The sequence below is a fragment of the Limnothrix sp. PR1529 genome (assembly GCF_002742025.1).
Classification (GTDB): Bacteria; Cyanobacteriota; Cyanobacteriia; order CACIAM-69d; family CACIAM-69d; genus CACIAM-69d.
On sequence record NZ_LIRO01000022.1, the window covers coordinates 14,587 to 32,726 of the forward strand.

Annotated in this window: 12 protein-coding genes and 1 pseudogene; 4 read left to right on the forward strand and 9 right to left on the reverse strand. The window is 55.4% G+C overall.

The features are described from left to right. The first annotated feature begins 238 nt into the window (after positions 1-238). A complete protein-coding gene (locus AMR42_RS03835) occupies positions 239-1,438 on the forward strand; it encodes an FtsW/RodA/SpoVE family cell cycle protein (protein WP_099532145.1) in 1,200 nt (399 codons plus the stop codon). A gap of 412 nt (positions 1,439-1,850) precedes the next feature. Beyond that, positions 1,851-5,507 (forward strand): response regulator, encoded by a 3,657-nt coding sequence (locus AMR42_RS03840; protein ID WP_099532146.1) that lies wholly within the window; start codon positions 1,851-1,853, stop codon positions 5,505-5,507. An 84-nt stretch (positions 5,508-5,591) separates the two neighbouring features. On the opposite strand, the gene AMR42_RS03845 is transcribed toward AMR42_RS03840, so the two are convergent. The 8 genes and pseudogenes from AMR42_RS03845 to AMR42_RS03880 all read right to left on the reverse strand — a co-directional run bounded on the left by AMR42_RS03845 (position 5,592) and on the right by AMR42_RS03880 (position 12,859). After that, positions 5,592-6,323, reverse strand: coding sequence for an SIMPL domain-containing protein (locus tag AMR42_RS03845; protein WP_234406581.1), 732 nt, complete (start codon positions 6,321-6,323; stop codon positions 5,592-5,594). A gap of 18 nt (positions 6,324-6,341) precedes the next feature. Then, positions 6,342-6,839 (reverse strand): pentapeptide repeat-containing protein, encoded by a 498-nt coding sequence (locus tag AMR42_RS03850; protein WP_099532147.1) that lies wholly within the window; start codon positions 6,837-6,839, stop codon positions 6,342-6,344. Positions 6,840-7,022: 183 nt separating this feature from the next. Beyond that, positions 7,023-8,369 (reverse strand): annotated as a pseudogene (locus tag AMR42_RS03855) (cytochrome c biogenesis protein); the annotation flags it as partial. A gap of 232 nt (positions 8,370-8,601) precedes the next feature. Beyond that, positions 8,602-9,363 carry a cytochrome c biogenesis protein CcdA gene (locus tag AMR42_RS03860; protein WP_099532149.1) on the reverse strand — a complete coding sequence of 254 codons (762 nt, stop codon included), beginning with the start codon at positions 9,361-9,363 and terminating at the stop codon, positions 8,602-8,604. Positions 9,364-9,526: 163 nt separating this feature from the next. Then, complete coding sequence (locus AMR42_RS03865) at positions 9,527-9,970, reverse strand: hypothetical protein (RefSeq protein WP_099532150.1); 444 nt, start codon at positions 9,968-9,970, stop codon at positions 9,527-9,529. A 262-nt stretch (positions 9,971-10,232) separates the two neighbouring features. After that, positions 10,233-10,583 (reverse strand): DUF1257 domain-containing protein, encoded by a 351-nt coding sequence (locus AMR42_RS03870; RefSeq protein WP_099532151.1) that lies wholly within the window; start codon positions 10,581-10,583, stop codon positions 10,233-10,235. Between the two features lie 187 nt (positions 10,584-10,770). Then, positions 10,771-12,282 (reverse strand): AAA family ATPase, encoded by a 1,512-nt coding sequence (locus tag AMR42_RS03875; protein ID WP_099532152.1) that lies wholly within the window; start codon positions 12,280-12,282, stop codon positions 10,771-10,773. 178 nt (positions 12,283-12,460) lie between these two features. Further along, positions 12,461-12,859, reverse strand: coding sequence for a hypothetical protein (locus AMR42_RS03880; protein WP_099532153.1), 399 nt, complete (start codon positions 12,857-12,859; stop codon positions 12,461-12,463). Positions 12,860-13,178: 319 nt separating this feature from the next. On the opposite strand from AMR42_RS03880, the gene AMR42_RS03885 reads away from it, so the two are divergent. Continuing rightward, complete coding sequence (locus AMR42_RS03885) at positions 13,179-13,667, forward strand: flavin reductase family protein (protein WP_099532203.1); 489 nt, start codon at positions 13,179-13,181, stop codon at positions 13,665-13,667. Positions 13,668-13,757: 90 nt separating this feature from the next. After that, positions 13,758-16,127 carry a single-stranded-DNA-specific exonuclease RecJ gene (recJ, locus tag AMR42_RS03890; protein WP_099532154.1) on the forward strand — a complete coding sequence of 790 codons (2,370 nt, stop codon included), beginning with the start codon at positions 13,758-13,760 and terminating at the stop codon, positions 16,125-16,127. A gap of 610 nt (positions 16,128-16,737) precedes the next feature. Here the strand turns inward: recJ and AMR42_RS03895 are convergent. After that, on the reverse strand, positions 16,738-17,997 hold the full coding sequence (locus tag AMR42_RS03895) for a sensor histidine kinase KdpD (protein WP_099532155.1): 1,260 nt from the start codon (positions 17,995-17,997) through the stop codon (positions 16,738-16,740). Positions 17,998-18,140: the final 143 nt, after the last annotated feature.

Below are 18,140 nucleotides of genomic sequence, written 5' to 3' on the forward strand. Positions count from 1 at the left end.
TGGATCGATCGAGTCGGTGACCCAACCCTCAGTCATTTTTGGAATTGGCACACCAATTCCGAACTCAGCCGATCGCGAGTGACAAGTGAGCCTGCCTACGGGTAGCTGAAACTTGTGGCTCGCGATATTGTTTTGAATAGGTATTTTGCATCAGCATTGTTTGAAGTCAGCAGCACTTGGCCTCCGCTGGTGGGGTTGCTTCCTGGTTGTCTTTGCCCCTTGAGGTTGCCTGCAATCCATGGCCCAACGTCGCCCCCTTGTTTGGAGTGATTGGCTCACACAGTTTCGAACCTCCGTGGGGTGGTCGGCCGTGGGCTGGGCCGACGAAGCCCGTTGGTTGCGTTGGCTCACCTTCTTTTGGCTGTTTGTGGGGTTTCTGATTTTGCTATCTGCTTCCTACGCCAGTGCGGAAGCCACGGAAGGAGACGGTTGGTACTACTGCAAACGGCAATTACTGTGGATCGCGGCGGGTTTGGTGGGATTCCAAACGGCCGTTTCCCTGCCCCTGCGTTACGTGCTGGCGATCGCCCACTGGGGGTTGCTAGTCACCCTAATGCTGATGTGGGCGCTGCTGGTTCCTGGTCTTGGGCGATCGGCCAACGGAGCCGTTCGCTGGATTGAAATTGGGGTCTTGCCAATTCAACCCTCGGAACTCCTAAAGCCCTTTTTGGTGCTGCAAAGTGCCCGCATTTTGGGCCAGTGGGAACGGTTGACCGATCGCCATCGCTGGTTTTGGCTGGGAACCATCGGTGCAGTGTTGTTGGGGATCTTGTTGCAACCCAATCTCAGCACCGCAGCGGTTTGTGGGATGACCGTTTGGCTACTGGCGCTGACGGCGGGCTTGCCCTATGCCTATCTGCTCAGCGCGGCGGGAGGTGGGCTGGTTTTAGGACTAATTAGTATCAGCCTGCGCACTTACCAGCAGCGGCGAATTGCCTCCTTTCTCAATCCTTGGGATGACCCCCTAGGCATTGGCTATCAATTGGTGCAAAGTCTCCTGGCGATCGGGTCGGGGGGCTGGTGGGGGACGGGGTTTGGCCTCTCGCAACAAAAATTAGCCAGCCTGCCCATCCAGTTCACTGACTTTATCTTTTCAGTGTTTGCGGAAGAGTTTGGCTTTGTCGGTTCCCTACTGTTGTTGACTCTATTAGTCGTTTATGGTGCATTGGGCCTGCGAGTGGCTGCCAATGCGAGCGATCGCTCCCTGCGACTGGTGGCCGTCGGTGCTGTGTTGCTGCTGGTTGGCCAAGCCCTGGTGAACATTGGCGTGGCAACCGGCGTGCTGCCAACTACAGGACTGCCATTTCCCCTCATGAGCTATGGCGGTAGCTCGATTATTGCCAGTCTGTTTCTAGCGGGGTTGCTGATTCGGGTGGCCCGCGAAAGCAGTGCGGCCACGGTTGTTCCCCTCGATCGCCGCCGGCCCCGTCGGCCTTAAAGACGCACCGCAATTTGTACTATCCCCGTAAAGGGAACCGGGCGATCGTATCAAAAAATACTCGTGTTCTACCGATAGTTAACAGCCATGACCATGCTGCATGATTGTTGAATGGCGTACAGACTGAAGCCACCAAAAGTTCAGAGTTAATCTGACTTTAGGCGATCGCTGACTTGATAGTCATTGACCGCCTAAAGTACCTAACAGCTAATAAGCTCAAATTCCAAACAATTGACTATCCCGATCGTCCCAATCAATCAAAAATCAATTAAAAACCAATCAAAAATAACACAACACTCATCAGCCGTGAACCCAACGAATCGCATGAAATGAACCGTCTTGAATAACAGTTGCTAGATCCTTGCTTGACGCTTGATCACTAATTTCCCCCTTCCTCTCTGGATTGCTGTCGATGTTATCTTCTTCTGGGCATCCCGCCAAAGCCGACATCTTAATCGTGGATGACTTGCCAGACAATCTCCGTCTGCTGTCTTCCATGCTGGAGACCCATGGCTATCGCGTTAGAAAGGCAATTAGTGGTCGATTGGCATTAAGTGCTGCTCGATTGGCTGCACCAAATTTAATCCTTCTGGATGCTTGTATGCCAGATTTGGATGGATATGAGGTTTGTCGTTATTTAAAAGATGATCCTCAAACTCGTCATATTCCTGTCATTTTTATTAGTGCTTTGGATCGCCCAACCGATAAAGTTCATGCCTTTGAAGCCGGTGGAGTTGACTATATTACTAAACCTTTTCAGGTTCAAGAAATTCTGTCGCGAATTGAGAGCCAACTACGGTTGTATGCCCTTCAGGAAGAATTGCGATCGGCTAATCGTCGCCTGACTGAGCAGAATGAACTGCTACACAAACAAATTGTTCAGCGCCAGAAAGTTGAAATTGAAATTCGGCTGTTGCTGGCGGCTTCCCAGGCGATCGGGCGAGCCTCGGATTTTGATGCATCCCTTGAAGCCATTTTGCGGCTGACTTGCCAAACCATTAAGTGGGATTGTGCAGAAGCCTGGGTGCCAAATGCCCACGGGACGGCGCTGGAGTGCAGCCCCAGTTGGTATGCCAGTGACCCATCTTTTCAAGCCTTTCGCCAAGCCAGTTTGCAGCTTCAGTATCGATCGGGAGAAGGAATGCCCGGCCGAGTTTGGGCCCAGCGCCAGGCGGAATGGCTGGAGGATTTGAGCTATCCGGGAATTTTTGCCCGTTCAGAGCTGGCCGCTAGTGTCGGTTTGCGATCGGCCTTTGCGGTTCCCATTTTGGACGGCTCCCAGGTTTTGGCGGTCTTGATGTTCCTGCGACGACAGGCCTCGACCCTCGATAACAAAATTTTGCATCTGTTGGAGGCGGTGGGGACTCAGGCCGGAGCCTTGATGCAACGAAAGCAGGCAGAACAGGCCCTGCGGGACTTGGCCCGGCGCGAAACCGCGATCGCCCGAATCATCACCCGAATGCGGCAATCCCTGGATCTGGATGAAATTTTTCTGGATACAACCGATGAGCTACGGCGGGCCCTGCTCTGCCATCGAGTGGTGATCTATCGGTTTAATCCAGACTGGAGCGGTCAATTTTTGGTGGAGTCTGTGGCCGATGGTGTGCAGCCCTTGGTTAGTCCGAGCGGAGTCACCAAGGATGTGGATCACTTGAATCCCGCCCTGTGCCACAAAACTTGGCAACTGACCCAAGGCGGCCCCTTCAACTTGGGAGCCAGTTATGTCAGTGCCAGCGATGTGGAGCAGGCGGATTTGGCGGACACCTGTTTGGAATTGCTCGATCGATTGGCGGCCAAAGCCTTTATTTGTGTACCCATTCATTGTGGACGGGAACTGTGGGGAGTCCTGGGAGCCTATCAAAATGAACGCCCCCGAACTTGGAGCGAATCAGACATCAAAATTCTGGTGCAAATTGGAGCACAACTGGGAATTGCTGTTCAACAAACCCAATTGGTGCAACGTCTTCAACACCAGTCCACGGAATTGCAACTGGCAAAAGAATTAGCCGATTCTGCTAACCGAGCCAAAAGCCAATTTCTGGCCAACATGAGTCATGAAATTCGGACTCCTTTGAATGCGGCTTTAGGCACAACTGATCTGCTGCTACAAACGCCCCTAAACCTTGAACAGCAAGACTTAGCCCGAATCTTAAAAACCAGCGGCGAGCACCTGTTGTCGTTAATTAATGACATTTTGGATTGGGCAAAAATTGAAGCTCGGGAAGTACAGCTAGAGTCCATTCCCTTTGACCTAAATCAATGTATTGAAACCGTCGATCATCTCCTGCGGCCCCAAGCTCAAGCGAAAGGATTAACGCTTTTAACATTGCTGGATAGTAATGTGCCTTGGACGGTGGTGGGCGACCCCACAAGACTGCATCAAATTTGCATTAATTTGGTGGGTAATGCCATTAAATTCACGGATCAAGGACAGGTGGTTTTTCAAATGTCTTTGGAATCCCAATCAAACAAGATGGTGATAATTCACTGTGAGGTGCGAGATTCGGGGGTGGGGGTGTTGCCGGAGCATCGTCACAAGCTGTTTCAGTCTTTTTCGCAGGTGGATGCTTCCACGACCCGTCGCTATGGGGGCACTGGGTTGGGTCTGGCCATTTGTCGGCAGTTGGTGGAACTGATGGGGGGAGAAATTGGCTATGAGGCCAATGTGGGCGGGGGCAGTACGTTTTGGTTTTCAGTGCCCTTGCAGCGCCAGGCGTTGACGGATGAGGTGGAGCAATGGTCTTTTTTGCGCCAAGAACGGTTGCTGTTGGTGGATACGGATCCCCGCCAGCAATTGTTGATTGGTTCTCAGGTGCGGGCTTGGGGTGGGCGTTTGGATCGTGTGTCGGCGGATGAGGTGTTTGGGGCGATCGAGACGGCCAGCCACAGCGAAAACCCTTACACGATCGCCCTTGTGAATTTGGAAGATTTGGATTTGACTTGGGAACCGTTGCAGCGACAAATTCAGCAGCAACCGGCCTTGGCCGCTTTGCACTGGATTCTGTTGCTGAAGCCGGAAGCGCGATCGCTGGGCCATCAACTGGTGGGTCAGGGGGTGATTAAGCATTACCTGACGATGCCGATTTTGGTTTCGCAACTGCTGGATGCGTTAACGGCGGCGGTGCGTCACGAGTCACCAACTTTGCCTGCGGTGCTGGAGTCGCCCACGGTGGCTGAGCGTGATGGGCGATCGGCGGCGCGATCGCTCCATCCCCTGGTGCGGCCGGTACATTGCAAGATTTTGGTGGTGGAAGACACGCCCCTGAATCAACAAATTGTCTTGCGGCAGCTCAAGAGTCTGGGTTGGGAGAATGTGACCTGTGCTGACAATGGCCAACAGGCGATCGATCGACTGCTGCGGGAGCCGTTTGACTTGGTGTTGATGGATTGCTTGATGCCGGTGATGGATGGCTATCAGGCCGTGCAACGGTTGCGGGCGGAAGCGGGCCCCAATCGGGATGTGACGGTGATTGCCATGACGGCCAATGCTTTGGCTGGGGCCCGGGAGGAATGTTTGGCGGTGGGCATGAATGACTACATCAGCAAGCCCATTAGCTTGGCGGGCTTGGCGGCGGTGCTTGATCGCTGGGTGATTCCCATGAGTCGCAACTTGCATACGGAAGGCGACTTGCCCCCGACGGAACCGACTCCCAAGCCAATGCTGAGCGCTGGAAATTCCGCTTCTGAGTCAGCACCGCCGATCGATCGGGAACGGTTGATGGAGATTTCCATGGGCGATCCGGAAGTGGCCCGTGAGATTCTCAGTATTTTTGTGGAGGGCATTCCGGAATATTTGGAAGCCCTCGATCGGGCGATCGAGAGCCAAAACATCAAGGAAGTCTATCGGCGGGCCCACCAAATTAAAGGTGCGGCGGCCAATGCTGGCGTTTTGGAAATGCCAGATTTGGCTTGCCAACTCGAAACCAATGCCCTGGCCGATCGGCTCGATTGGGCTGAAATTTTGTCAGCTCAACTACGGGATGTGATGAATCGCGTTTGTGCCTATACTCAGCAGCTTGATCAACTTGATCAAATCGATCAAATTCAGGCCACCCCATCCCGACGTTGAACCGTTGATTAATCCTGTAAACCTCGACGTTGGCAACTGAAAACGAACGAAACGTTAATTCAGCCCCCCGTGGCGACGGCCGAACTAGTACCGAATGTGCAAAGTAACCGTGGCTTGGATCGTCTGCTCACCGGCCACCACGGGGGTGCTGGCTGCGGAGTCGGCCACGCCTCGCAGCATGGGGCTGGGGATCGACATCATCGCCCCCTCTACCTGAATGCCCATCACTTCCTGCCGAGTTAGCCCCAAGGTTGCCAAAACCGCATCGGCCTGGGCTTGGGCATCACGGGTTGCTGCTGCCAAGGCCCGATTGCGCGCCGCGTTGTTGGTGGCATCATCGATCGTGAACTGCACCCCATCCACACGGGTGGCTCCCGCTTTCACGGCCGCATCCATGAGCGCTCCGGATTCGGTGGCGGCAATTTCAAAGCTGACCGTGTTGGTGGCCACAAAGCCCACGGGTTTGCTGTTGTTGTCGTAATAGGGGCTGAGATAAACGCCCGTGGTTTGCAGCTTTTGGACATTGCGACCCCGCAGCAGCGCCACCACCGCGCTCGATCGCTTGGCCATTTCTGCTTGGGCCGCTTCGGCGGTGGCGGCCCGGGCTTCCACCCCCAAGCTCACGCGGGCAGTGCTGGCGCTGACCAGTTCACTGCCTCGGCCCGTAACGGACAGGATTCGATTGAGCCGCTCTTGGGCTTGGGCGGGCAGAGCAGCGGCGATCGCCACAATCATGCCCAGCCCGATCGCCCCCAAGCGCAAACCAACGGCTGTTTCAAGGCGGGGAGATCTGTGGGAATTCAGCAAGCGCATCATGGCAAGGGTTAGCCATCCCTAGGGATGGGGCTCAATGGGTTCGTCGCCACCAACCCCGATCGCCGTGTCCTGAATCGTCGCGCCTGTGAGGGTTAAGTCCAGCATCGACGCGCCGGTCACGTCCACGTCATTGAGGGTGGCGGCTGTGAGGTTTACCCGATCGAGCCTCGCTTGGGTCAGGATGGCATTGGTTAAGAATGTGCCGGTTAAATTAGCGTCCGTTAGGTCAGCACCGGTCAGATCGGCCCCTTCCAAGTTAGCGTTGGTTAAATCAGCCCCCCGCAAATTGGCATGGCGCAAGTCAGCCCCAATCAGGTGCGCTCCTTGCAGGTTTTGCCCCGCCAAGTTGGCCGCCGCTAAATTACAACCACCACAGAGGCCCGTTGCCAAAAGTTCTTTGAGGTCAGTGGGAGTCGTGGTTGCAGCGGGTTCCGCCGCCGCCCGCGAACCTACCGCACCGAGGAGCGCCGCTGCCAAGACGACACCACTAAGCCAACGCAGATGCCGATCAGTCATCACTCCTCCTGCTTGCCCCGTGGAAGGGTTCTGGCAATGGTGAGCCGGGGGCAAGAACCTTTACTCTGAGCCTAGCGCGATCGCCCTGATCCCTCCGTGATCGGAGATGAATCTTAGGATTTAGCCATCGATAGCAATCTGCGAATTTGGCAAACTGAATTTGGCAAACTTCAAGACGATCGTTTAGGTTTCCGTCGCAGCAGGCGTTGGGGATGAGGCGATCGGGACAGTGGCTTGCAATTGCGCGATCGCCTCCAGCATTTCCCGCTCAAAGGTCACCTGGGCCCGATTGGTGCGGCCACCCACATAGAGCGATCGGCCCTCTTGCAACAGCCAAATTTGTGAGTGGGAAAAATAGCTCATCACCACGCCCACCATCAGCAATCCAAAGCCCAAATAGACGATCGGGATGCTGGGATCCGCCTTGATCTGTAGCCCCGTGCTGCCAATCAAATCATCCACGGCCAAGGTGAGGGTGCGATCGCCCAGGGTAATTGGGGTTGATCGGCCCACCCGCGTGGTGGCGATCGGGCGGCCCGTCGCGTCATAGATCAGCACTGCCCCTTGCAAATCTCGCGCCAGCAGCGAAACCCCCTCGCTCAAGTCCGGTTTGGTGGGAACCCAAGTGCCCCAAATCCGGCCCGCGCCCGGCAGGTTCAGCTTGCCCATGGGTAGCTGAATTGATGGACTGTTGTTGATGCGTACCTTCACCGCTGCGATGCCCCAGTCGGTTTGGTACATGGTCACCCCTCGGTAGCGCAGGGGTTGATTCACAAAAATAGTTTGTCGATCGCGCTCTTGACCCGCTTGATCCAACACCGACAAATCTGAATAGAACTGGTCGATGTTGCCGTCCGGTAAATATTCAATCCAGAAGCGGTTGACCTTCACAGACCAATCTCGGGGCACATTCCCCGCCGCCAAAGGGCCGCCGTCAATAATATTGGTGACCTGAAACGTTTGGCCGCTGGGAATCATTTCTTGGGCAATGAAACCAGTGAGCGCACCAATAATGCCGCCCAACAACACAATCAACATCCCCGCATGGACAATAATCGGCCCAATGCGGCCCACAATCCCCTTGCGTGCATACAAGCTGCTGCCTTCCGCAAAAACTCGGTAACCTTTGGCTTGCAAGAGAGGAGTGGCCGGGGCGATCGCGCTGCTGGCTTCCCCCAAGTCCAACCGGGCACTGAGGGCCAATTTCTCAAACTGTCTGGGGGCCCGGTAATAACTCCAATGTTGGGCAGCTTTTAGGGCCGGCCATTGGCGCAGGGCGGTGCAGGCAGCCAAGCTCGTGCCAAACAACACCAGCAGCCCTAAGTACCACCAGGTGCGATAGACGGTGTTCAGCCCCAAGGCCAGCAGCACTTTCCAGCTCAGGAAGCCAAACAGGGCTGGATCCTCTGGATAGTTTGCTTGATAGAACTCCAAGCCCTGGCCCTGCTCAATGACCGTGCCAGTGATGCTGGCCGCCGCAATCACCAATAACAGGACGATCGCTAACCGCAGGTCAGCAATGATGCGCACCCCTGCGCGCCACCAGCTCCGCCCGATCGCCCCATCCAGGGGAGTTTGCTGCAATCCGTCATTTGCATCCATGGTTTTTGCCCTGACCTCAGTACTTTGGTCTTCCCTTAATTCGCCCTAGTGTGCCGATCCTGATGATTAGCGCATGATTAGCGCTGTGTTTTTGACCCTAATTCCCTAGCGTCTCATGGGGCTGGCAATCCGTTGACTGGCAATCCGTTGGCTATTCACCCTAGCCGATCGGTAACCGACTGAGCAGCGAAAATACGCCGAATCCCACCAATAACGCGCCACTGGTGGGCACAATCCAGCCCGATCGACTCCGCAGCGCCAACAAACTCTTCAAAGAGGCGGCAAACGTGCCCACTAACACCAACGGCGACACATAGCCGATCGCGTAGGCCAACAACAGCCCTCCACCCGCGATTGGGTCGCGAGTGGCCGAAACCCATGCTAACAGTGCCGCTAAAACAGGCGTGCTGCAAGGGGAAGCCGCCAGCCCAAACGTTAGCCCCACCAAATAGGATCGCAGCGATCGGGGAACCCCCGTCGGCACAGGAATCAATTGTCCCAGGGATGGAAACTGAAAGGGCAACACCTCCAGCAGATTCAGCCCCATCACGATCGCCACCCCGCTCACCAGCAACGGCAAGCCCCAACCCACCTGGCCATAAACCCGACCAAACCAGGCCGCCGCCACTCCCATCACGGCCAAGGTGGTGGCCAAGCCCAGGGCAAACCAGAGGGATTGCACCGCTGCCGCCCAGCGCGATCGCCCATCGGCAGGTTCCGACTCGCCTGAGGTGTCATACCCCCCGAGATAGCCCACCGCGATCGGCAGCATCGACAACATACAGGGGGTCAAGCTGGTGAGCAGGCCCGCCCCAAACGTTACCAGCGCACTCCCCAAACTGGGATGAGCCAACTGTGCTTCCACCAACGCCGTGGCCCACTGTGCCAGGTGATATAAACCCGTTTGTACTGATTCCCACACCTGAGATCGCCCTACTTGTTCAGGAACTGGCTGGTTTGCCCTGGCCCAATGACATGGCCCCATGGCATAGCCCTATGGCCTACAGGATTAATTTTAGGGGGTGGATGGAAATTGCCGATCGCCCCAGTTGCCCACCGCTCGGGTTAATCAACGGCGCTGCTCACTAGTCCAGCAACCAATCTATCAATCCCACCGGTTCCCAAATCAACACCACCCAACTCAGCAGATACAGCCCGATCGGCAAAAACCGGTAGCCCACCGCCCCTCCGGATTCTGTGTTGGCCCAGTAGCGCCAATGGGCAAAAATCGCCACTGCCGTCAGCACAAACCAAGGAATCAGGCTCAGAACGGTAAACCCCAGGGCCAAGCTGGCCGCCTGCAACCAAGCTTGATAAGCCGCGTCGTTGTGACCGAACAGGTAAGGGTCATTGATCCAAGGCTGTGGCACTTTTCCTAAAATTCGGGTGGCTTGGAGGCAAGCCCCCGCTCCGGTGATCAGTAAGCTGATTGGGGCGATCGCCAAAATCCAGTGAGCCACCGTCATGCCCCGCCGCGCGATCGGGTGCATCATCACGGGCCGCAAATTCAGCCGAGGAAAGGATCGCATCCACTAAAACCCAAAAAACAAGTAATCAACTAATCAACAGCAACCAATGGCAATTAACCCAAAAACCAAATAGCACCCAATCGCAAAAATCAGTAATCAATCAATAACAATTAACCAATAACAATCAAAAAAACCAGGCAATACCAACCAATAAACAGCAACCAATAAACAGCAATTAACCAACAACAATCAACCAATAAAATAGGCTGGCCGGGTAACCCGACCAGCCAGCAAGCTTAGGAACGCGCAGACAAAGCGGTTGCTACTGAACCACCAATTTCACATTGGCATTTTGCAGCCCAGGACGCTTCACCTCCGCCAGCGTCTTATTCACCGCATATTTTTGGTTGATCGAATTGATCAGCTCCGTTTGGTTGTGCTTCTTCGCCACACCCCACAGATCCGCAATCAGATCGTAGGAGCCATCAGCATTGCGCGACCAGCCCAGGTCATATTCCCCTTCCAGGATCGCAACCAGATCAGCGCGAACCCGCTGGCCGTTATAGCCACGCACATCGGCGCTGGTTTTGGTCTGAATGCCCAGGTCGCACAGGGATTGGCGCAGGATTTCCACATCAGTAATCTTGGTGCGCAGGGTGCTGAAGTGAGACATGAGGGTTTCCTCCTGTGGATGGAAATTGCGTGAACGACAACAACTAGGGGTTCAATGGCAAGCACGAAGTTGGGAGGCTTCGATGCTTGGTTTCAATGCGCTAGCCAACCGGGGTTCCAGATGCTGAACGGGTTGGAACTGGGGGGCTAGCCCTCCTCCCGTTGGGAGACGGGAGAAAGCTTGGGGGTCACCACTCCTGGCGGATGTAGTCCGCGACAGCAGCGGCGGCAGGACGGGCACGCTGGCGGGCCCAGTCGCGCAATGCCGTTACCTGCTCGGTCATGGTTCTCGACAGCGGCAGGGTTGCCTTGATCGCTGCGATGATGTCGAGTTGGGTAAACTCGCGATCTTGGGCAAAGGCTTCGTACATGGCCGCGAAGATGGCCTGTTCGATTTCTGCGCCGGAGAAACCATCGGAAACTTTGGCAAGTTGATCCAAATCAAAGCGGGAGATTTCAGAACGCCGCTTTTCGAGGTGGATTTGGAAGATTTCGCTCCGTTCGTCCTGGGTGGGCAAATCAACGAAGAAGATTTCGTCAAACCGGCCTTTGCGCAGGAACTCGCCGGGGAGCCGATCGACCCGGTTGGCCGTCGCCATCACAAACACCGGGGAAGTTTTTTCCTGCATCCAGGTCAGAAAGGAGCCAAAGATGCGGCTGGAAGTTCCTCCATCGGAGTCGGCGGAACCGGCGGAACCGGCGAAGGCCTTGTCCAGTTCATCAATGAACAGGATGACGGGGGAAATCGACTCGGCGGTTTTGAGCACCATCCGCAGGTTCTTTTCCGATCGCCCCACGGTGGAGCCGTCGTAGATGCGCCCCATATCCAGGCGCAGCAGGGGCAAACCCCACAGCCGGGAGGTGGTTTTGGCAATCAGAGACTTACCGCAACCGGGCACACCCAAAATCAGCATTCCCTTCGGTTGGGGTAAGCCGTATTCACGGGCTCGCTCGGTGAAGGCGTTGGAGCGCTGGGTCAGCCACCGTTTTAGCTCTTCGAGACCGCCGACCGATTCGATCGTCTCGTCTTCGTCCATGTATTCCAAAATGCCGTTGCGACGAATCAACTGCTGCTTTTCGGACAGGACGATTTCGACTTCCGATTCGGTGAGCTTGCCGGTGCTCACATGGGCTTTTCGGTAGACCTTTTCGGCTTCGTCACGGGTGAGACCGAGGGCTGCTTTGAGCAGTTTCTCACGGGCGATCGGGCTGAGAGGGCGCGATCGGGTCTCTTCGAGTTGTTCACCCAACACCTGATCGAGTTCGTTCAGGGTGGGCAGGGGGAAATCCAACACCACGACTTCTTTTTCAAGCTCGATCGGGATTTCTTGAACCGGCGACATCAAGACGATCGTTTTCTGCATCCCCTTAAACTGGGCGATCGCGTCTCGCAGCCAGCGCTTCACCCCTGGTGAGTCGATGTAGGGATGGAAGTCTTTGAGGATATAGATCCCGGGGTCGCGTTGGCGCACAATCCACTCGATCGCGGCTTCCGGCGAGACGGTGTTGTGTTGCGTCACCGTGCGGGGTTGGCCATATTCCACCACCCCATGGGTCACCGTCCAAACAAACAGACGGCGGGGTTGCGTTTTGGATTGGGCAAGGCGGGCGATCGCCTGTTCAGCGCGTTCCTCTTCATAGGTTAGGAGGTAAACCAGCGGATATTGCGCTCTGACCAGGACGCTTAGTTGCTCTTGCATAACCCTCGACCCATTCCGCTTGAGTTGGACATGCGACGGACTAGCTCAGAGACTGGAAATTGCTCTCCATCTAGCCCAACGTGATTAGCCAAAGTGATTAGTAAGTATCTAGCGAGTCCTGAGCGAAATCCTTAAGGGGCTAACCCGCAACCGGAACTGAAGCCATTTGGCAGTTGCTTCAGCAAGGTACAAGGCTTTCGCTGTTGGAATCGTCCGTGTCGCTACTGGGAGCTTCCCCCTCAGCGGACTCCGGAGCACCAGCCCGAACCGTCAGGGCCCGTTCGATCGACAGCGTATCTTCGGCAAGAATGCCAGGCTGGCTTCCAAGACCAACCAATTCACCGTCACGCAGGACTGTGGAGGTTTGACAGACAGGGCAGCTATAGACCCGGTGGGTACGCCCGTAGGGTTCGCTGTGCTCGTCAATTACCTCAGGGTGTTCGAGGTAAAAAGCCACGGCCCTTTCGACAATTGCGGACATGGGTTCCGACTCAACTGCCGCCCGGATTTTGAGTTGACGATGCAACTGTTGGGGGAAGTAGAGCGTGACTTTTTGCTTGTCCTGTTTGTCTTGCATATAACTACAAATGAATTACCCGGGTATGAATGTTAAGGTATCGGGGCAACGCTAGTCTGTCAAGACAGAAAGCCGTCTTGCTGTCTTTTTCGTAATCTTTCTTTACAAAAAATCCAAGCCTTCATGGCTCAATTCACGGCGCTAAAACGGGTTAATCGGTGATTGGGTGGAACTTTGAGGGCGATCGGCTGCGATACACTCAGCAAGGGATTTGCAAACGGCGACGCGATCGATCATTGACATCCGTCATTGGCATTCGTGATTGACATTCGTGGCCGTTGGTTGCCCCGCCTATTCACCCGATCGAGGAGTTCGCACCATGCTCGATGAACAAGCCAAAAAGACCATGCTCCGGAAAATTCCCCACGGCATCTATGTTTGTGGCGTGCGGGATGAGGCGGGCGAAGATGTGAACGCCTTTACGGCCAGTTGGGTCATGCAAGGCTCGTTTAAGCCGCCTTTGGTGGTGAACTGCGTGAATCGGGAATCTGGTTCCCACGCCATGATTGAAGCGAGCGGCGTATTTGCGCTGACGGTGTTGGAAGCGGGCCAAAAGGATTTGGCGGCTCAATTTTTTAAGCCCCGTCGCCGGGTGGGCAACAAGTTTGAAGACATCGAGTTCTACTTGGGCGAAGCAACGGGCTGCCCAATTTTGCCCGACTCCCTGGGCTATGTGGAATGCAAGGTGGTTGGCTCGATCGCCCATGGTGATCACACGGTTTTTGTGGGCGAAGTGATTGGCGCAGGCATCCATCGGGAAGGGGAAGCCCTCACCCTAGAAAGCACCGGCTGGAACTACGGCGGCTAGGTGTGGCTTGGTTAACTTCCTGGCTGAAATTGGCTGGTTTCGTCAGCTTGTTTCAGTTGGCCCGTTGTAGTTAACCCATGGATTTTGCCCATGGATATTGAAGCAGCTTGGCAATTCCCGATCGAGCCTCCCCCGGTGGATTGGGTGGCGGCGGTGCAATCAATGCTCGATCGCCTGGATGCGGTGCAGGTGGGCAACCCGAAGGCGACGGATCTCAAAGAAAGTCGTTCACCGCAAGGCGATCGGTCCCGGTGGCTGGCCCAAGTGTTGTGGGAACGAGGTTGGCGTGATCCGCGCACCTTGGCCGGGTGGCTCTCGGCGGAGCACTATCAACCCACGGGGCCAGAGGGGTTTGGCTCCGAGATGGCCCAGGCGATCGCGCGGTTGGTGTTGGCCCATGAACGGGGCGATCGGGTAGCTATTTGGGGAGATTTTGATGCGGATGGCGTGACGGCCACGGCGGTGCTGTGGGACGGGTTGGGGCAGTTTTTTCCCCGGGGCGATCGGCTCACTTATTTTGTGCCCGATCGCCTCAAAGAATCCCACGGGTTATCTCGATCGGGGTTGGCGGCCCTGGCGGCGGCCGGTTGGCAACTGATCGTGACCTGCGACACGGGCAGCACCAACCTGGCGGAGTTGGCGATCGCGCGGGATTTGGGCTTGGAAGTGATTGTGACCGATCACCACAGCTTGCCCGACCAACGGCCGGACTTGGTGGCGTTGGTGAACCCGCGCGCACTCCCGATCGATTCGCCCTTGGCCAGTCTTTCGGGTGTGGCCGTGGCTTACAAATTGGTGGAAGCCCTTTACCAAGCCTTGCCCACGGTTCCCCAACAGCCCCTCGCGGCCTTGCTGGATCTGGTGGCGATCGGGCTAATTGCGGATTTGGTGGAACTGCGGGGCGATGCTCGGTACTTGGCCCAAGTGGGATTGCAGCATCTCCAAAAAACCGATCGCCCCGGCTTGCAACTGTTGCTGGAGCGATGCAAGAAAACGGGCGATCGCCCCTCTGATATTGCCTTTGGCCTGGGGCCGCGCATCAATGCGGCCAGCCGCATCTATGGCGATGCTCACTTTTGCATTGAACTGCTGACCAGTCGCGATCGCGATCGGTGTCGCCAATTAGCTGACCAAGTGGAAGCGGCCAACAGTCGCCGCAAAGCCCTGCAAAACGATGTGCTGTGGCGGGCCCGATCGCGCCTGGCCGCCGCCGATTGGTCTACCACCGCCGTGATTGTGTTGGCGGAAGCGGGTTGGCCCTTGGGCGTTTTGGGGCTAGTGGCGGGTCAACTGGCGCAGGAATTTAACCGCCCCGTGGTGTTGCTGACCCTGGAAGGCGACATGGCGAAGGGATCCGCCCGATCGCTCCCGGGTCTGGATTTTTATGAAGTCCTGAAGCAACAAACCCATTTGCTCGATCGATTTGGGGGCCATCCCCTGGCAGCGGGGTTGGCTTTGCCGGTGGCTAATCTGGATTTGTTTACCCAAGCCCTGGAACGGGAAGTGCGTCAACGCTGCCCAGCCCGATCGCCCCAGCCCATCACGGCCGATTTGACCGTCACCGTAGCAGACCTGTTGCTCGATCGGGGGCGGGCCCTGTTTCAAGCCCTGAAGTGGCTGGAACCTTGCGGCATGGGAAACCCGGCTCCGCGTTTGCTGATTCGGCAAGTTCGGTTCCAAAATCTGCAAGTCCGCCGCCTGCACCTGGGATCCCAAAAATTGCGGTATCTCCACACCCGCTTTGAAATTCAAGATGATTCGGCTACCGAACCTTTCCCGGGCATTTGGTGGGACTGCTTGCCGGAAGCCATTCCCAAGGGTTCCTGTGACTTGGTGGCGGAGTTGGATTTCAATGCCCGCGATAAGTGCTATCAATTGCGGCCCTTGGCAGTGCGCCCAGCCGATCGCCCCTTGGTGCGCGATCTCGCTGGTACGATTCCCGTTTGGGATTATCGGCAAGGGTTACCTGCCGCCGAATTGCCATCGCCCACCGCAATGTTGTGGGTTGATCAATGCCCCACCCGTTGGGAAGACTGGCAGCAAATCGCCCGCCAAGCCCTAGACGATCAACGCCCGATCGCCCTGACCTATCAGCCAATTTTGGAACCCAGTCCCGATCGCACCTGGCAAACCCTTTTGGGGATGGCGAAATATCTCAGCCGCACCGGCCAAACCGTCGATCGAGCAGTCTTATCAGCGCGATTAGCCCTCAGCCCCCAGGCAATTGAACTCGGCCTCAATGCCCTGGCGGCGATCGGCCTGAACCCAAGGGAGCAGGATGGCCACCTGAGGTTTCAACCCCAAGCCTTGGATGCGATGGAAACTGAAGCGACCACCCGATCGCGGGCGATCGCACAATTTTGGGCGATCGTCCAAGAAGAGCGCTTTCACCATCAATATTTCGCCACCATGCCCCCAGCAGCACTCCAGGATCTGGATCCGCGCCTCCAACCTCGCTAGATGATGGGAGACCACGCGATCATGGATTTCCACCAAACTGGTATTACTGAAAGCTAGAGTCCTTTCAGTAATACCTTTATTAATCAGTAGCCTTCTTTCACGAATCAATTAAAAGTCCTCACCCTTAACCCCTTTTCTCAAGATGGGCTGATCAACGATTATCTGGTAGGTTGGGTTGAGGTACGAAACCCAACAACAGTAAGATTCGTGGTGATCGAATTGGGTTTCGCAAAGCTCAACCCAACCTACCGAAAAATGGGGCGCTTGCGTGTCTTTTCAGTCAATCAGCAATCTTGGAGAGAGATTCAGGATTTAGGATCGTGATTGATGCAAGAGGTCTAGTAATAACCTGGTTGATAAAGCTGCTCTAATGTCAACTAATCAAATTGAATACAGTTGTCTTAAAGTCGTTGCCTTTGAACTTGATTTGAAAAAATTCTCTGGCTTATAAAAGCTTGAATAATTCACCAGAGAATATGTAGTTAAAAGGCAACAACTTTTGGGATTTGGGTACTGGCGCTAATGACTTGAGTTCATCAAGGGTTGGCGAAATTGAAAACGGGCACTTGCGAAATTTGCAACGAACTTGGGTTGAAACGGTAAGCGTGGGTTAGCCATCCGCAAAGCCGGAAGCAGCGTGATGATTAGTAGAACCTAGTGCAATCATCGGTAGCCAAACGGTGAATAGGCTGCCTTGCTGTAATTCGCTATCGAGTTCAATTTTGCCGTGATGCAATTGAACGCACTGGGCAATGATGGCTAAACCCAATCCAGTGCCGGGAATGTCAGCGACGTTGGATCCTCTGGTAAATTGTTGAAAAATCCGTTCCTGATCGGTGCTACAAATGCCGATGCCGTGGTCGCGAACCTGTAGGAGTAGGAAGTTACTTTGTTGCGATAGAAAAACCTCGATTGTGCCGCCATTTGGTGAATATTTGACGGCATTGTCCAAGAGGTTGTTGGTAATCAGCCGAAATAGGCGAGCATCGGCCCAAATTTGAGAATGATCTAGGCGATCGTGGATCGTGATGTGACACAGGGCGGGTGCAATTTGTTGGCAACGATCGACCACTTCCCTCAGCAAGGCAGAGACATCTAACCAGGCAGGTTCAAACCGCAATCGGCCGGAATCAGCCTCAATTAAGACCGTGAGATCGTTAAATTCCGAAAGGGTTTTTTCCGCTAAACAGCCGATCCGCTTCAGGTAGGCTCGCTGTTGTTCGGCGGGCCAATGATCCCAAAACCGATCCATGAGTTGGGCATAGGATTGAATGGCTCCGATCGCGCTGCGGGAGTCATGGAGGGCGATCGCGGCCAGTTGGTTGCGATCGATCAATTGCTGTTCCAACGACACCTGACAGCGCCGGGCTTCGCGATCGGCCAAGCATCGGCTGCTCACCGCATCGAGCATGGCCCGCCCTTGCTCGGGAGTCCAAGGCAACCCCACCACGCCCCAAATGCCGCCATGGGTGAGGGCTGAAACCAACGGCGCGATCGAGGAGGGCAGGGGACGCATCACCACCACCAAAGAGGGCAGCCCCGATTGGCGATATAGCCAATCCACTAGTGCCAGCATTGGCTTCACCGTTTCCGGCATCACCAACAGCACCAACAGTTCCACCTTAGCCAGCTCACGCAGGGGTGGATCCGTTTGGGATCGCAATTGGGCTAAAGAGTCGATCGTCCAGTGATCGAACAACACATGGCCAGACTCCTGAATCAGAGATTCCCAAATCAGGCGTTCTGAAGTCTCATTGCCTCCAACCAGCGCCACAATCAGAGACTGTGACTCGGAAGGAACCGATTCGTGGTTGGAGCCGGAAGCTGTGGGTGGGCGATTGGGCACACTGGCCGAATTGGAAAAATTCATGAACACATGCTTAAACCTCGTCGGCGGCGATCGATGGCTGGCGATGCAACCCCATCCCCCTAAACATCGAAACTTCGCTTCCGTAAATGCCAGATTTTAATCTCTAAGGGTCAATTCCCCGCCGCTCTGCGGCGTAAAAATCA

What these genes read in the sequence shown, in the direction of transcription:
- AMR42_RS03870 (WP_099532151.1), bottom strand. Translation starts at nt 10,583, where the DNA reads ATGTCTCACTTCAGCACCCTGCGCACCAAGATTACTGATGTGGAAATC.
- AMR42_RS03885 (WP_099532203.1), top strand. Translation starts at nt 13,179, where the DNA reads ATGCTCGATGAACAAGCCAAAAAGACCATGCTCCGGAAAATTCCCCAC.
- recJ (WP_099532154.1), top strand. Translation starts at nt 13,758, where the DNA reads ATGGATATTGAAGCAGCTTGGCAATTCCCGATCGAGCCTCCCCCGGTG.
- AMR42_RS03840 (WP_099532146.1), top strand. Translation starts at nt 1,851, where the DNA reads ATGTTATCTTCTTCTGGGCATCCCGCCAAAGCCGACATCTTAATCGTG.
- AMR42_RS03835 (WP_099532145.1), top strand. Translation starts at nt 239, where the DNA reads ATGGCCCAACGTCGCCCCCTTGTTTGGAGTGATTGGCTCACACAGTTT.
- AMR42_RS03845 (WP_234406581.1), bottom strand. Translation starts at nt 6,323, where the DNA reads ATGATGCGCTTGCTGAATTCCCACAGATCTCCCCGCCTTGAAACAGCC.
- AMR42_RS03865 (WP_099532150.1), bottom strand. Translation starts at nt 9,970, where the DNA reads ATGCGATCCTTTCCTCGGCTGAATTTGCGGCCCGTGATGATGCACCCG.
- AMR42_RS03875 (WP_099532152.1), bottom strand. Translation starts at nt 12,282, where the DNA reads ATGCAAGAGCAACTAAGCGTCCTGGTCAGAGCGCAATATCCGCTGGTT.
- AMR42_RS03880 (WP_099532153.1), bottom strand. Translation starts at nt 12,859, where the DNA reads ATGCAAGACAAACAGGACAAGCAAAAAGTCACGCTCTACTTCCCCCAA.
- AMR42_RS03850 (WP_099532147.1), bottom strand. Translation starts at nt 6,839, where the DNA reads ATGACTGATCGGCATCTGCGTTGGCTTAGTGGTGTCGTCTTGGCAGCG.
- AMR42_RS03895 (WP_099532155.1), bottom strand. Translation starts at nt 17,997, where the DNA reads ATGAATTTTTCCAATTCGGCCAGTGTGCCCAATCGCCCACCCACAGCT.